We start from the raw sequence: 13,683 nt of genomic DNA on the forward strand, positions 1-13,683 counted from the left end.
GTTCGTCTGCGGCTACGCTTGAGCAACGCCCCGTCCGAGGAGACCCGTCATGCACCCTGTCTTTCGCTCCGCCCTGTCACTCGCCCTCTGCCTGTCACCAACCCTGGCCAGCGCACTGGATATTCAACCCGGTGTCTGGGAAGTCAGTTCGCAGAACATGCAGGTCGGTGGTCAGGCCATGCCCGGCATGGAGGAAATGCTGGCGCAGTTGCAGAACCTGCCGCCGGAGCAACGCCAGATGATGGAGAACATGCTGGCCGAACAGGGCATCAAGCTCGGTGCTGGCGGTGTACAGATGTGTCTCACCGCCGAGCAGATCAAGGCGCAGGAAATCCCTCTGCATGACCCTGAGTCTGGCTGCAGCAACGAAATCCTCGAACGCAGTGCGACGCTGTGGAAGTTTCGCTTCACCTGCCCGGATGCTCAGGGGGAGGGGGAGACGCGTTTCGTCAGTGACAAGGAGTTCACCACCCAGGTCAAGGGCACCTACAACGGCCAGCCGAGCAGCATGGAGAGTCGCGCGCACTGGGTGGCGGCAGATTGTGGTTCTCTCAAAAATAAGTGATACGCAGTTCAATATGTAAATAATTCGTATTGACTGGTATTTCTTCTGCTGCGAGGATTTGTCGTTAATAGTTCGCATTTGCGTATGGCAGATGCATGCCAGTGAGGCACCAGCTGCAAAGGGACTGTCAGCGGCTAACGACAGCGCAACAGGAGAGGTCCCTTGTTCAGCAGGAAAAGCCACCTGGCCGCAGCGATCGCGGCCGTCTGCAGTTTCAATCACGCCATGGCAGCCGAGCAGCGCCAGCTTGAGCTGGATGCTCAGACGGTTGTCGGTGAAAGTTCTGCGGCAGATGTCGACAGCTACAAATCCACGCCCAGTAGTGCTGCGGCCAAGCTCGACCTGACGCCGCGCCAGACGCCGCAGGCGATCTCCACCCTGAGCAGCGCCCAGTTGCGCGACTTCAAGCTCACCAGCGTCAACGATGCGCTCAAGGCCGTACCGGGCGTGCAGGTGCAGGAAGTCGAAACCGATCGCACCTACTACACCGCCCGCGGCTTTGACATCACCAACTTCCAGTACGACGGTATTTCCGTACCCTTCGTCTACGGCAATGTCGAGGGTGATCTGGACACCTCAATGTACGAGCGCGTGGAGGTCGTGCGCGGCGCCAATGGCCTGATGTCAGGCACCGGCAACCCCTCGGCGACCGTCAACTTCGTGCGCAAGCGGCCGACTGCCGTCCCTCAGGCTCGCATCGATCTGACGGCGGGCTCGTGGGACAAACGCCGTATCGACACCGATGTATCCGGCGCATTGAATGACGCCGGCACGGTACGTGGCCGCGTGGTCTACGCCAACGAAAACAAGAACTCCTACCTCGATCGTTACTCGCGCGAGAAGAACGTATTCCACGGTGTGCTGGACTTAGACCTCGACGACAGCACCGTCTTCACCCTTGGCCATACCCTGCAGACCAGCGACGCCAACTCGCCGATGTGGGGTGCATTGCCCTTGGTCTATCAGGACGGCGGCAAGACCAACTATTCCCGTTCGACCAGCACGGCAACCGACTGGGCCTACTGGGATAACAAGGAGAACCGCACCTTTGCCGAGCTGGCGCACACGTTCGACAACGGTTGGCAGGCCAAGGCCGTGGTCACCCGCGTGGAGAAGAAAAGCGATGGCTCAATGTTTTATGTCTACGGTACCCCCAACCGCGAGACGGGGGCCGGTCTGTATTCCTACCCTTCCGAGTACCGCGAAAAGAACACCCAGCTGATCGTCGATCTGCAGGCCAGCGGCCCATTCACCCTGGCGGGTCGCCAGCATGAGGCGGCGCTGGGGGCCAGTTGGTCGCGCTCGGAACTGGAGGACCTGTCCGTGTATGACTCGAGCACCGGGACCATGTTGCCGCCGCTGGAGCAGTGGACCGGAAACTACCCGACGCCGCTCAACGACAACGGTAGCGACGGCAGCGACTTCACTGACCGGATGAAGAGTTTCTACGCAGCTGCACGCTGGAGTCTGACCGACGACTTGAGCCTGATCACCGGCGCCCGAGTCGTCGACGTGAAAAGTGACGGTACCAACTACGGCCTGGAGAAATCGTCGAAGAACAGCGACAAGGTCGTGCCTTATGCAGGCGTGGTCTACGATCTCAACGAGCAGTACTCGGTCTATGCCAGCTATACCGAAATCTTCGACCCGCAGACCGAGACCGACGTCAGCGGCTCGCGTCTGGCCCCGGTCGAGGGGGTGAACTACGAAGCCGGGATCAAGGGCGAGCTGTTCGACGACACGGTCAATGTGGCGCTCTCGGTGTTCCGTACCGAGCAGGACAATTTCGCCGAGCAAGCCGGCATGAATGGTTCTGTTGCCTACTACCGCGCCATCGAAGGCTTGACCAGTGAAGGTTACGAACTGGAGTTTTCCGGCGAACCGCTGGAGGGCCTGCAGCTCAGTGCCGGTTATACCTTCGTCGACATCACCGATGCCGATGGCGGACATGCTGTGACCTACTCGCCCAAGCACATGATCAAGACCGCTGCTACTTACCGCATACCGGGAATGGAAAAGCTCAAGATCGGCGCCGCCGTACGCTGGCAGGACGACATCAAAATTGCTGTGCCGCTGACCGCCGATGATGGTTTCACCTCGATTGGTACTGCCGACGCCAAGCAGAAGGCCTACGCCGTGGTCGATCTGATGGCCAGCTACGACATCGATCCGAACTGGAGCGTGTCGGCCAATCTCAACAACCTCACTGACGAAAAGTACCTGAGCAGCCTGTACTGGACCCAGGCCTATTACGGTGCTCCGCGCAACGTCAGCGCGACCCTGACCTGGAAATACTAGGCAGGAGGGTTGCCGCTGGATGACCTGCGACCCCGCGTGTGGATGCCTTCATGCAGAGTCAAAGACCATGGCGTGAGCGAATCGCCGCGACTTCTTCGGCGTGCTCGTCGAGAAAGCGATTGAATGCCTCGATCACCTGCGGGTGGCGGATGCTCGAGAGGTAATAGTGGTCTTCCACGTGCGGCAGCTGTGGATCGAGCACCAGCGCCTGCTCCGGCTGACCCATCTGGTGTAGTTGATGGGCCACCACCCTGGGGTTGAGGTAGACCGCATCGACCCGGTCGTTGATGGCCATCAGTAGCAGCGATTCGATCTGGTTGGCCTGGATCAGCTTGAAGCGGCCTGCGCGGATCTCCGGCAGGTAGGGCCAGGGCGTGAAACCGTTCTGCGTGCCGAGTAGCTGGATGCGCGCCGTGCCTTGGCCAAGATATTCGGGTTTGACCAGTACAGCGTCGACGTAAGGGGCCGCCGGATGGCTGTAGTGGATGTCGTGGCCAGCCTTCTGATCGGCATTCCATTGCGGGTGGTCGGGGAACTTGAGGTCAACCCGGTCTGCCAGGAAGTCGCCGAGCAGACGCCTGACCGGCAGCGGTGCATAGACGAAGCGGTAGCCATACTTGGCGGCGAAGGCATCCAGCAGATCACGGGCATAGCCGCGGTATTCGCCGTTCTCCACGTCGGAATAGGGTGGGTAGGGCTGCAATTCCACGCCGACGCGAATCTCCTCCTGCGCCAGGCCGGGCAGAGCGCACAGAATGAGGCAAAGCAGCAGGACAAAGCGGTGGCTCATGACAGGGCAGGTTGGCGACGGCTGACCTGATAACCATAGCCGCGCCTCAGAGGATTGGCGAAATCAGCCGTGCCACGCGCATGCCCAGTTGCTGCAGGCGATGCAGGTTGCGTCGGTCGGCATTGGCCAGTTCACGCGAACGGCTGAAGTCGTTCTCCAGCATGGTGGCGACTTCGGCGTTGAAGGCCTCGTCGAAGACCAGCAGGTTGGCTTCGAAATTCAGGCGGAAGGATCGGTTATCCAGATTGGCGCTGCCGATGAGGCTGGCGTCATGATCGATCAGCAGGGCTTTCTGGTGGAGGAAGCCAGGCTGGTAGCGGAATACCCTGACCCCTGCCCGCAGGGCCTCGAACGCGTACAGACTGGAGGCCGCATAGACCACGCGGTGGTCAGGCCTCGCCGGCAGCAGCAGGCGCACATCCACGCCACGCATCACGGCCAGGCGCAGGGCGGCGAACAGCGCTTCGTCAGGCACGAAGTACGGGCTGCTCAGCCAGAGCCGCTCACGGGCCGCGTGAATCGCTTCGACGAACAGCAGTGAGCAGGTTTCCTGCGGGTCCGCAGGGCCGCTGGTGATTACCTGGCAGAGCACGCCGGGCTCGTCCTGCTTGCTGGGCATCAGCAGCGGCGGCAACTTCTGGCAGGCCCAGTACCAGTCCTCAGCGAAGGCTTCCTGCAGACTGGCAACCACCGGGCCGCGGACTTCGATGTGGGTATCGCGCCAGGGTGCCAGTGGCGGCTTCTGGCCAAGGTATTCGACACCGACGTTGAGCCCGCCGAGAAAGCCGATCTCGCCGTCGACCACGACGATCTTGCGGTGGTTGCGAAAATTCAGCTGAAAACGGTTGAACAGACCGGCGCGGGTGGGAAAGGCGTGGACCTCGACGCCACCGCGACGCAGACGGTCGATATAGGCAGCAGACAGCGCGTGGCTACCGACTCCGTCATACAACACATGCACCTTCACGCCAGCGGCGGCACGCTCCAGCAGGATATCGTGCAGGCGCCGACCGAGGCTGTCGTCGCGGATGATGAAGAACTGCAGCAGGATCACCTGCTGCGCGCTGGCCAGTGCCGCGAAGATCGCGTCGAAGGTGGCATCGCCATCGACCAGCAGCTGCACTCGGTTGCCGGTCAGACCCGGCAGGTGCGACAGACGCGGCAAGGCCCGCAGGCGTGCGTAGGCGGGCGACTGGTGCGCCGCCTTGGCTTCCTCGATCCACGGACGCCAGTCCTGCTCGGCCATGGCCAGGCGCATTTCTCTGTCAGCCTGGCGGCGAGCTCTGACGTAGGCATCGAAGCGGCTGCGGCCGAACACCAGATAAGGCAGCAAGGTCAGGTACGGCATGAAGAACAGTGACAGCCCCCAGGCCAGTGCGCCCTGTGCCGTGCGCACGGTGAGAACTGCATGAATCGCCGCGACCACGCCGAGGGCATGGATACTGGCGATCAAGTAGGCAAACAGATGGGGAATGCCGAAATCCGCAGGCATGCAGGGTCTTCCTTCGCACGGGCTGTGTGCAGCTGACCACGGGGGTTGCGTAGCGTTCGCCAGGCATCCTGCCACGGCCAACCGGCGAATGGCAGTGTTGGGCCAATCGCCATCTGCCAGGGAATTATTCAGGGCGTTCACGTGTCTTGATTTCTGGGTGAGCGGAATTCATGTGTTACCCTTTTTCGTTCGACCCGCTTGTAGGTCGTCTTTAATTTGAGGAGGGCATCCGTCCTGTTCACGCTCGTAAAGCGAGTCAAACGCATCAAGGAGTACGCCACGTATGGGAAACGTCCCTTCGAATGACACGACCCCGCCATCCGCAGCGGAAACCAATGAGGGCATCCCGGCACCGACCGGTGAAGCCAACCTGATCGATACCGATTACGTCATCGGTCAGGACAACATCCAGGGGCAGTTCATCTTTTCTCTGGATATCCACGGCAAGGTCTTCACCATCTCCGCTCTGGTAGCGGTGCTGTTCGTGGTGTTGGCCCTGGCTCTGCAGAACCAGATCGAACCGCTGTTCAGCGGCTTGCGCGACTGGCTCACCCACCACATGGCCTGGTTCTTCATCGGTGCCGCCAACATCTTCGTGTTGCTCTGTCTTGGTCTGATCGTCTCGCCACTCGGCAAGGTGCGTATCGGCGGCAAGGACGCAACCCCCGACTACACCTACATGGGCTGGTTCTCCATGCTGTTCGCAGCCGGCATGGGCATCGGTCTGATGTTCTACGGTGTGTCCGAACCCATGTCGCACTACAGCTCGGCCATCGGTGGCATCAGCGTCGGTGAGGATGGTGTGCGTACCGACTGGGCACCGCTGGGTGGTGCCGAGGGCAACGCCGAAGAAGCGGTACGTCTGGGTATGGCCGCCACCATCTTCCACTGGGGCCTGCACCCCTGGGCGATCTACGCCATCGTCGCCCTGGCGTTGGCGCTGTTCTCCTTCAACAAGGGGCTGCCGCTGTCGATTCGCTCGATCTTCTATCCGATTCTCGGCGAGCGCGTCTGGGGTTGGCCGGGCCACATCGTCGACATTCTCGCGGTATTCGCCACGCTGTTCGGCCTGGTCACTTCGCTTGGCGTCGGTGCCGAGCAGGCGGCTGCAGGTCTGGAGTTCTTGTTCGGCATCGAGGCCACTGACACCAGCAAGGTACTGCTGATCATCGGCATCACCTGCGTGGCGCTGCTGTCGGTGGTTGCTGGGTTGGACAAAGGGGTCAAGCGTCTGTCCGAAGTGAACATGGGCCTGGCGCTGCTGTTGCTGTTGTTCATCATCATTGCCGGCCCGACCCTGGTGATCTTCACCGATTTCTTCAAGAACCTCGGTGCCTACCTGCAGTACCTGCCGGCCCTGTCCAATCCGGTTGGCCGTGAAGACGCCAACTTCAGCCAGGGCTGGACCGCGTTCTACTGGGCCTGGTGGATCAGCTGGTCGCCGTTCGTGGGCATGTTCATCGCCCGTGTCAGTCGTGGCCGCAGCGTGCGTGAATTCCTCACTGCCGTGCTGCTGGTGCCGTCGCTGGTGTCGGTGCTGTGGATGACTGCATTCGGCGGTACCGCCATCAACCAGCTGTTGGTCGATGGCTTTACCGGTGCCCAGGAAGCCGGTCTGGAACTGAAGCTGTTCAGCATGCTCGGCGAAATGCCGCTGACCGCCATCACCTCGTTCATCGGCATCGTGCTGGTGGTGGTGTTCTTCATCACCTCGTCGGACTCCGGCTCGCTGGTGATCGACACCATCACCGCAGGCGGCAAGGTCAACGCGCCCGTGCCACAGCGCGTGTTCTGGGCGAGCATCGAAGGCGTCATCGCCATCGCCCTGCTGCTCGGTGGTGGATTGGTGGCATTGCAGGCCATGGCCGTCTCGACAGGACTGCCGTTCACCATCGTGTTGCTGGTGGGCTGTATTTCCATCGTCAAAGGGTTGATGAGCGAGCCTCGCTAACGCGCGTTCTCATCGCGATCAGAAGCGCGCCTACGGGCGCGCTTTTTTGTTCTCGTCGTTTTTTGCACCCTTTCGGAGCGCTTCAGGCGCCAGTATGGGGCATGCCTGGCAGGCCTCTAACCCGCATGGTGCCTAGGATCGAGGCGAATAGCGCCAGAACCTCGGCAGACGGTTTTTTGTCATCTGTCGCCCTTTCGACCCCGCAGTCGTTAATGGGAAAAACCGCGGCGTTTCCGCAGTGCAGGTCTGATTTTCCTTCTGATAGCGTCGGCTTCCGCGATTAGCAGCGGCGGTCGCCGCATTGCTCGCGAGATAAAAAAAGAAGGAGCAGCCCCTTGAGCCAAGGCCCCGTATCCCGCAAAACCGAATCATCCACCGACGGTATTCCCGCCCCAAGCGGTGCCGCCAATCTCATCAACACCGATTATGTAGTTGGCCAGGACAACATCCGTGGCCGTTATCTGGTCAATCTCGATATCCACGGCGTGGTGTTCCTGATATCGGCAGTGACCGCCCTCATCTTCGTCGTGCTGGCGCTGGCCATGCACGATCAGGTGGAGCCGTTGTTCAAGGCCGTGCGTGACTGGCTGACGGTACACCTGTCCTGGTTCTTCATTGGCTCGGCCAACATCTTCGTGCTGCTGTGCCTGGGGCTGATCGTTTCCCCGCTCGGCAAGGTGCGTCTCGGCGGCACGCTGGCGCGTCCGGACTATTCCTACGCGTCGTGGTTCTCCATGCTGTTCGCAGCGGGCATGGGCATCGGCCTGATGTTCTATGGCGTAGCCGAGCCGATGTCGCACTACGGCACTGCGCTGGGCGGTACCGCGATGGGCGACAATGGCGTACGCACCGACTGGGCCCCGCTGGGTGCTGCAGCCGGCGACAGCGCCGAAGCCGCTCGCCTGAGCATGGCCGCCACCATCTTCCACTGGGGTCTGCACCCTTGGGCGATCTACGCCATCGTCGCGCTGGCGCTGGCACTGTTCGCCTTCAACAAGGGCCTGCCGCTGTCGTTCCGCTCGATCTTCTTCCCGCTGCTCGGTGAGCGCGTGTGGGGTTGGCCGGGACACCTGATCGACATTCTGGCGGTGTTCGCCACCCTGTTCGGTCTGGTCACCTCCCTCGGCCTGGGGGCAGAGCAGGCCACTGCGGGTCTGCACACCCTGTTCGGCCTGCCGGCCGACACCACCACCAAGGTGCTGCTGATCACCATCATCACCCTGATCGCGCTGTGCTCGGTACTGGCCGGTGTCGACAAGGGGGTCAAGCGCCTGTCCGAGATCAACCTGGTACTGGCCATCGTACTGCTGCTGTTCGTCATGGTCGCCGGCCCGACTGCACTGCTGCTGAGCGGCGTGCTGGATAACCTCGGTGCCTACCTGCAGTACCTGCCGGCCCTGTCCAATCCGGTCGGCCGTGAAGACGCCAACTTCAGCCAGGGCTGGACTGCGTTCTACTGGGCCTGGTGGATCAGCTGGTCACCGTTCGTGGGCATGTTCATCGCCCGTGTCAGCCGTGGCCGTACCGTGCGTGAATTCCTCACTGCCGTGCTGCTGGTGCCGACCCTGGTGTCGGTGATCTGGATGAGCACCTTCGGTGGCACCGCACTGAGCCAGGCGCTGGGCGGTCTGACCGAGCTGAGCCAGGCTGCGCTGGAACTGAAGATGTTCGTCATGCTCGACCAGCTGCCGATCAGCGCCATCAGCTCCTTCGCTGCCATCGTGCTGGTCGTGCTGTTCTTCATCACCTCGTCGGACTCCGGCTCGCTGGTGATCGACACCATCACCGCTGGCGGCAAGATCAACTCGCCGGCCTCGCAGAAGATTTTCTGGGTGGTCATGGAAGGTGCGCTGGCCGTAGCCCTGCTGCTCGGCGGTGGCCTGGTCGCGCTGCAGGCCATGGCGGTTTCCACGGGGCTGCCGTTCACCATCGTGCTGCTGGTGGGCTGCGTGGCGATCGTCAAGGGACTGGCTAGCGAACCGCGCTAAGCGCTCGCCGCTGCTGACTGCAGTCAGCACGCCAGGCAACAAACGACGCCCCTATCGATGATAGGGGCGTTGTCGTTTATGAGCCTTGAAAAGGGCGGCAACTTCTCTCGCGGTGTATGGCGTGGGCGTGGGTGTGGCTCGTTGCCGAGGGGGCATCGCGTTGGCAGAGCGACCCTGCTGAGGATGCTGATCGAGAGACACGCTCGTCGGGCTGTATCACATCCACCTCAACAACCCTCGATTGAACGTGCCGGGCCTGTGGGAGTCGCGCCTCGCGACGAATGCCTGATCGCGCCGCATTCAGTCGAGGTCGATGCTCAGGCGCCTGGCTCCGGGCTCTCGCACGAATGAAGTGCTGCAAGACCGACGCTGATGCTGAGCGAAATCGACATTCGCCAGAAACGAAAACGCCCCGGCTCTCCGGTAATGCTGTTCACATAAGAAGTGGTCGGACGCGATTAGTCCCCTCGCCCCTCTGGGGAGAGGGTTGGGCGGGCCGCGTTCGGCGAGGGGAAACTGGCAGTTTTGCTGCATTTCAGCCCTCTCCCCCAGCCCCTCTCCCATAAATGGGAGAGGGGAGCCAACGTCTGTAACCTTAAATGAACAGCATTACCGGAGAGCCGGGGCGTTTTCAGTACCGCGCGAGCATCAGCACTCGATGATGTTCACCGCCAGGCCACCGCGAGCGGTTTCCTTGTACTTGGTCAGCATGTCGGCGCCGGTTTCGCGCATGGTCTTGATCACCTTGTCCAGGCTCACGTAGTGCGCGCCGTCGCCGTACAGCGCCATGCGCGCGGCGTTGATGGCTTTCACCGAGGCGATGGCGTTGCGCTCGATGCAGGGAATCTGCACCAGACCGCCGACCGGGTCGCAGGTCAGACCCAGGTGGTGTTCCATGCCGATCTCGGCGGCGTTCTCGACCTGCTCCGGGGTGCCGCCGAGCACTGCACACAGGGCACCTGCGGCCATCGAACAGGCCACGCCGACTTCACCCTGGCAGCCCACTTCGGCGCCGCTGATCGAGGCGTTTTCCTTGTACAGGATGCCGATGGCACCGGCGGTGAGCAGGAAGTCGATGATGCCGCGCTCGTTGGCGCCGGATATGGCGTTGGCATAGTAGTGCAGCACCGCCGGGACGATGCCGGCGGCACCGTTGGTCGGTGCGGTGACCACGCGGCCGCCGGCGGCGTTTTCCTCGTTGACCGCCAGTGCCCACAGGTTGACCCAGTCGAGCATGCGCAGCGGATCTTCGATGTAGCTGCGTTGGAAGCCGCCGAGCTTGCGCGCCAGGATGGCGGCGCGGCGGCGTACCTTGAAGCCGCCGGCGAGGATGCCCTCGGTACGGCAGCCACGATCGACGCAGGCCTGCATGACCTTCCAGATGTTCAGCAGGCCGGCGTCGGTCTCTTCGTCGCTGCGCCAGTGGCGCTCGTTGCGGCGCATCACTTCGGCGATGCCGATACCGTGTTCGCGGGTCAGCTTGAGCAGATCGGCGCCGCTGCGGAACGGCAACGGCAGGGAGGTGGCATCCGGCGCGATGATCTTCTGCTTGCTGCCATCGGCCAGCACCGCCTCGCTGACCACGAAGCCGCCGCCGACCGAGTAATAAGTGGCGTCGTGTAATTGAATACCGGCGGCATCGAAGGCGGCGAAGCGCAGGCCGTTGGCGTGCAGGGGGAGTGCCTTGCGGAACATCTTCAGGTCGGCTTTTTCGTCGAAGGCGACGGCATGCTTGCCGGCCAAGACGATGCGCTTGTCGCGACGAATGCTCTCGATGTACTCGGGCACCTGATCGACGTTGACGGTATCCGGCTCATGGCCGCTGAGGCCGAGCAGCACCGCCTTGTCACTGCCATGGCCCTTGCCGGTGGCGCCCAGCGAGCCATACAGCTCGGCGACCACGCGGGTCACCTTCGGCATATGGTCGTGGTTTTCCAGGGCATGGGTGAACAGCGCGGCGGCGCGCATGGGGCCGACGGTGTGGGAGCTGGACGGGCCAATACCAACTTTGAACAGGTCGAAAACGCTGATAGCCATGGCGGAGTTCTTCTTGTCGATTGAATGGACACGCGCCCGGTTACGCGCGTGTGGATGCCCTATCTAAGAACGGCCATATCATTATGTATACTGATTTATTTTTAACGTATTCGTTAGCGTCACTTAACCATTGAGATTGCGCCATGGACATAACCCGCCTGCGAACCCTGCGCGAACTGGCCCGCTGCCGCACCATGGCGGCCGCGGCCGAGTCGCTGCACCTGACACCGTCGGCGGTATCGCAGCAGGTTGCCCAGCTCGAGCGTGAAGTCGACGTGGCGCTGATCGAGCGGCGCGGACGCGGCGTTGTGCTGACGCCGGCAGGGGAGCGTCTGGTGGCGCATGCCGAGCGCATCCTCGTGGTGCTCGACGAAGCGCGCTCGGAGTTGGCCCTGCTGCGCGGTGAAATCGCCGGTGAACTGCGTGTGGCGGCCTTCCCCTCGATCGCCGTGGCGGTGATCGCGGAAACCGTACGCGCGCTGCGCAGTGCCTATCCACGACTGAACGTGGTGGTGTTGGATCTGGAGCCGCAGGAAAGTCTCAGCGCGCTGGGCTCCTGGCAGATCGACGTGGCGGTGATCGACGATCTGGCCGTGACCCCGGACGAGAACCGTGAACACTACGCGCTGATTCCCCTGACTCAGGATCTGCTGCATGTGCTGCTGCCCGTCGACCACGGGCTGGCCAGACGCGACAGCCTGACCGTCGCCGACCTCCGCGACGAGGCCTGGGCGCTGGACTCAAGCGGTAGCTCGTTCGGGGAATTCATCGCCAACCTGTGTCGCCGTTCCGGCTTTGCACCGCAGATCAACGCGCACTGCGCAGGGTTCGAGATGGTCGCGGCCATGGTCGCTTCGGGTAACTCCATCTCCATCGTCTCCGGCCTGCGCCTGGTGCGCCCGCTACCCGGCGTCATCGCGGTGCCGCTGCTGCCCGATATCCAGCGCGGCGTGTTTCTCGCCTACCGCAAGGGCGAGCGCGACCATCCGGCGGTGAATGCCTTTCTTGACGAGGCGGTATATACGGCAGACAGAGTGTTGGGCTAGCACCCCTGAGTGCTGTGGCAGGCTTGGCCGCGATGCTTTCGCGGCGTCGGGTAGACGGTGCTGTGCCAGTCACGCCTCAGGTATCCACCTGTCTAAGCCCTGCAGGAGCGGCTTCAGCCGCGATGTTCTCATGTCCGCACTTTACATGGGTATCCCGAGCTTTAGTCAGCAGGCGTGACGCCCTCTTGAGCCGCTTCAGCCGCCAACTTCGCCCGGTCAGCCTTGCTGATGTACTTGGGTTTGTTGCTTTTGGGTGCAAACTTGGCGTTGGCCTTCTTGGCGTGGGCTTCGAGCAGTTGCTTGATCTTTTTGCGGCGATTCATGGTGTGTGTCTGCGTTGCCTTGAATGAATGGCGCCCACTCTAGCTGCGCAAGCGCCAATAGGTGTACCAACCGTTGTTGATGACCTGGCTGTTCTTCGGGGTTCCCAGCAGCACCGCAAAAAAACCGAACAGATCGACGCTGGACGCGACCGCATTCCCCAGGATCAGTGCTCCCACCCACCATGCGTTCGTCTGGAATGCGATTGCCCACAACAGAGGCACTACAGAAAGCAGCAGGAAAGGGCTGATCAGGCCGATCAGGAAGCTGGCGCGGCTTCGTGCACCGCCATAGTGGGCGTAGAAGACCAGATGAGACGGCCAGAAGCCCAGCGTGGTTCGCGCAGATGTGCCCCGGTCGGGTTGCATCATGGCGTGTATCGCCTCGTGAGTGATGACAAGCACTGCATAAAGCAACAGCAGCTTGTAAAGCGTCAGACCCTGAAGATCGATAGGCGTGAGCTTGAATAGCATCACGGTAAAGCTGACCGCCAGCAGAAGACTCAGGGGAATCGAAATGAGCCAGGTCGATACCCACGGTTTGGGTTCTTTACACGGGGTCCAGTTACCGGCGAGAGGATCGAAATCCTCGTTCACCGGTATCGAGCCAATTCTGAACTTCACCATGACGCTTGCCTGCAGCGTAATGAACACGGGGCGCAGCGCTACCCGGGGTGACGGCGACAGGGAAACTGCATTGGCCGCCGTCTTCGAGCACTCAATGCCTTCAGTCAGTTCTCAATGTATTCGGAGTTGACCAATTGCGTGTGCCTCGCGGTCAACGTTTGCCGGCTGCTATCGGAATAGATGCTGGTGATCACGGCGTAATTCGTGTGTGTGGCGATGCCCTGTACGGCAGGTGAGGTCAGCACCCACACATTGGGGTAGGGCGATGGCGTCATTTTCTTCAGGTCTTCGAGAGGGCCCGCCAGGACAAACGGCTGCGAACTGTCGGCTGGGTTCTGGAACTCGACCACTGCGTAGGCACTTTCCGGCAGTGTCTTGGTGATGACTAGGTTTACGCCGTACTGATAGGTGGGAGGATTGCCCAGCGTGATGACGAAGCCACCGCCGAGAGTCGTGAAATATTCACTTTGCTCCGGCTTTGGCAGGTTGGAGAGCGATGCGCAGGCGGCTAGGAGAAAAGACGCGAGGATAAGGATGGGTAAGGTTTTTTTCATGAAGTCCCTTTGATA

Annotated in this window: 11 protein-coding genes; 5 read left to right on the forward strand and 6 right to left on the reverse strand. The window is 61.7% G+C overall.

All coding sequences use genetic code 11. The features are described from left to right. Nucleotides 1-49: 49 nt before the first annotated feature. Entirely contained in the window at nt 50-565 is a 516-nt protein-coding gene (locus ACJRW5_RS18005; protein WP_484571863.1) for a DUF3617 domain-containing protein, read from the forward strand. A gap of 162 nt (nt 566-727) precedes the next feature. After that, on the forward strand, nt 728-2,863 hold the full coding sequence (locus ACJRW5_RS18010; RefSeq protein ID WP_484571864.1) for a TonB-dependent siderophore receptor: 2,136 nt from the start codon (nt 728-730) through the stop codon (nt 2,861-2,863). 58 nt (nt 2,864-2,921) lie between these two features. Here ACJRW5_RS18010 and ACJRW5_RS18015 read toward each other — a convergent pair whose 3' ends face one another. Together ACJRW5_RS18015 and cls are read right to left on the reverse strand one after the other, a co-directional pair. Then, nucleotides 2,922-3,653 (reverse strand): substrate-binding periplasmic protein, encoded by a 732-nt coding sequence (locus tag ACJRW5_RS18015; RefSeq protein ID WP_484571865.1) that lies wholly within the window; start codon nt 3,651-3,653, stop codon nt 2,922-2,924. Between the two features lie 46 nt (nt 3,654-3,699). Continuing rightward, the gene (gene cls / locus ACJRW5_RS18020; protein WP_484571866.1) at nt 3,700-5,145 is read right to left on the reverse strand and encodes a cardiolipin synthase; all 1,446 of its coding nucleotides are present in this window, start codon (nt 5,143-5,145) and stop codon (nt 3,700-3,702) included. 283 nt (nt 5,146-5,428) lie between these two features. Here cls and ACJRW5_RS18025 point away from each other — a divergent pair, with 283 nt between their 5' ends. Both ACJRW5_RS18025 and ACJRW5_RS18030 read left to right on the forward strand, forming a co-directional pair. After that, nucleotides 5,429-7,096 carry a BCCT family transporter gene (locus ACJRW5_RS18025; protein ID WP_484571867.1) on the forward strand — a complete coding sequence of 556 codons (1,668 nt, stop codon included), beginning with the start codon at nt 5,429-5,431 and terminating at the stop codon, nt 7,094-7,096. Between the two features lie 335 nt (nt 7,097-7,431). Then, entirely contained in the window at nt 7,432-9,084 is a 1,653-nt protein-coding gene (locus ACJRW5_RS18030) for a BCCT family transporter (protein ID WP_484571868.1), read from the forward strand. A 648-nt stretch (nt 9,085-9,732) separates the two neighbouring features. Here ACJRW5_RS18030 and ACJRW5_RS18035 read toward each other — a convergent pair. After that, a complete protein-coding gene (locus ACJRW5_RS18035; RefSeq protein WP_484571869.1) occupies nt 9,733-11,121 on the reverse strand; it encodes an L-serine ammonia-lyase in 1,389 nt (462 codons plus the stop codon). 143 nt (nt 11,122-11,264) lie between these two features. On the opposite strand from ACJRW5_RS18035, the gene ACJRW5_RS18040 reads away from it, so the two are divergent. After that, a complete protein-coding gene (locus ACJRW5_RS18040; RefSeq protein WP_484571870.1) occupies nt 11,265-12,167 on the forward strand; it encodes a LysR family transcriptional regulator in 903 nt (300 codons plus the stop codon). Between the two features lie 161 nt (nt 12,168-12,328). Here the strand turns inward: ACJRW5_RS18040 and ACJRW5_RS18045 are convergent, their stop codons facing one another. The 3 genes from ACJRW5_RS18045 to ACJRW5_RS18055 form a co-directional block, all read right to left on the reverse strand. After that, on the reverse strand, nt 12,329-12,490 hold the full coding sequence (locus tag ACJRW5_RS18045; RefSeq protein WP_484571871.1) for a DUF2986 domain-containing protein: 162 nt from the start codon (nt 12,488-12,490) through the stop codon (nt 12,329-12,331). 39 nt (nt 12,491-12,529) lie between these two features. After that, on the reverse strand, nt 12,530-13,114 hold the full coding sequence (locus tag ACJRW5_RS18050; RefSeq protein WP_484571872.1) for a DUF3267 domain-containing protein: 585 nt from the start codon (nt 13,112-13,114) through the stop codon (nt 12,530-12,532). Between the two features lie 104 nt (nt 13,115-13,218). Continuing rightward, entirely contained in the window at nt 13,219-13,668 is a 450-nt protein-coding gene (locus ACJRW5_RS18055) for a hypothetical protein (RefSeq protein ID WP_484571873.1), read from the reverse strand. Nucleotides 13,669-13,683 lie beyond the last annotated feature (15 nt).

This window comes from Pseudomonas pichavaramensis, assembly GCF_050473265.1.
Classification (GTDB): Bacteria; Pseudomonadota; Gammaproteobacteria; order Pseudomonadales; family Pseudomonadaceae; genus Aquipseudomonas.

Bases quoted from the DNA above. Each gene is read 5' to 3' on its own strand.
- ACJRW5_RS18005 (WP_484571863.1), top strand. From the start codon at position 50: ATGCACCCTGTCTTTCGCTCCGCCCTGTCACTCGCCCTCTGCCTGTCA.
- ACJRW5_RS18015 (WP_484571865.1), bottom strand. From the start codon at position 3,653: ATGAGCCACCGCTTTGTCCTGCTGCTTTGCCTCATTCTGTGCGCTCTG.
- cls (WP_484571866.1), bottom strand. From the start codon at position 5,145: ATGCCTGCGGATTTCGGCATTCCCCATCTGTTTGCCTACTTGATCGCC.
- ACJRW5_RS18025 (WP_484571867.1), top strand. From the start codon at position 5,429: ATGGGAAACGTCCCTTCGAATGACACGACCCCGCCATCCGCAGCGGAA.
- ACJRW5_RS18035 (WP_484571869.1), bottom strand. From the start codon at position 11,121: ATGGCTATCAGCGTTTTCGACCTGTTCAAAGTTGGTATTGGCCCGTCC.
- ACJRW5_RS18040 (WP_484571870.1), top strand. From the start codon at position 11,265: ATGGACATAACCCGCCTGCGAACCCTGCGCGAACTGGCCCGCTGCCGC.
- ACJRW5_RS18045 (WP_484571871.1), bottom strand. From the start codon at position 12,490: ATGAATCGCCGCAAAAAGATCAAGCAACTGCTCGAAGCCCACGCCAAG.
- ACJRW5_RS18050 (WP_484571872.1), bottom strand. From the start codon at position 13,114: ATGGTGAAGTTCAGAATTGGCTCGATACCGGTGAACGAGGATTTCGAT.
- ACJRW5_RS18055 (WP_484571873.1), bottom strand. From the start codon at position 13,668: ATGAAAAAAACCTTACCCATCCTTATCCTCGCGTCTTTTCTCCTAGCC.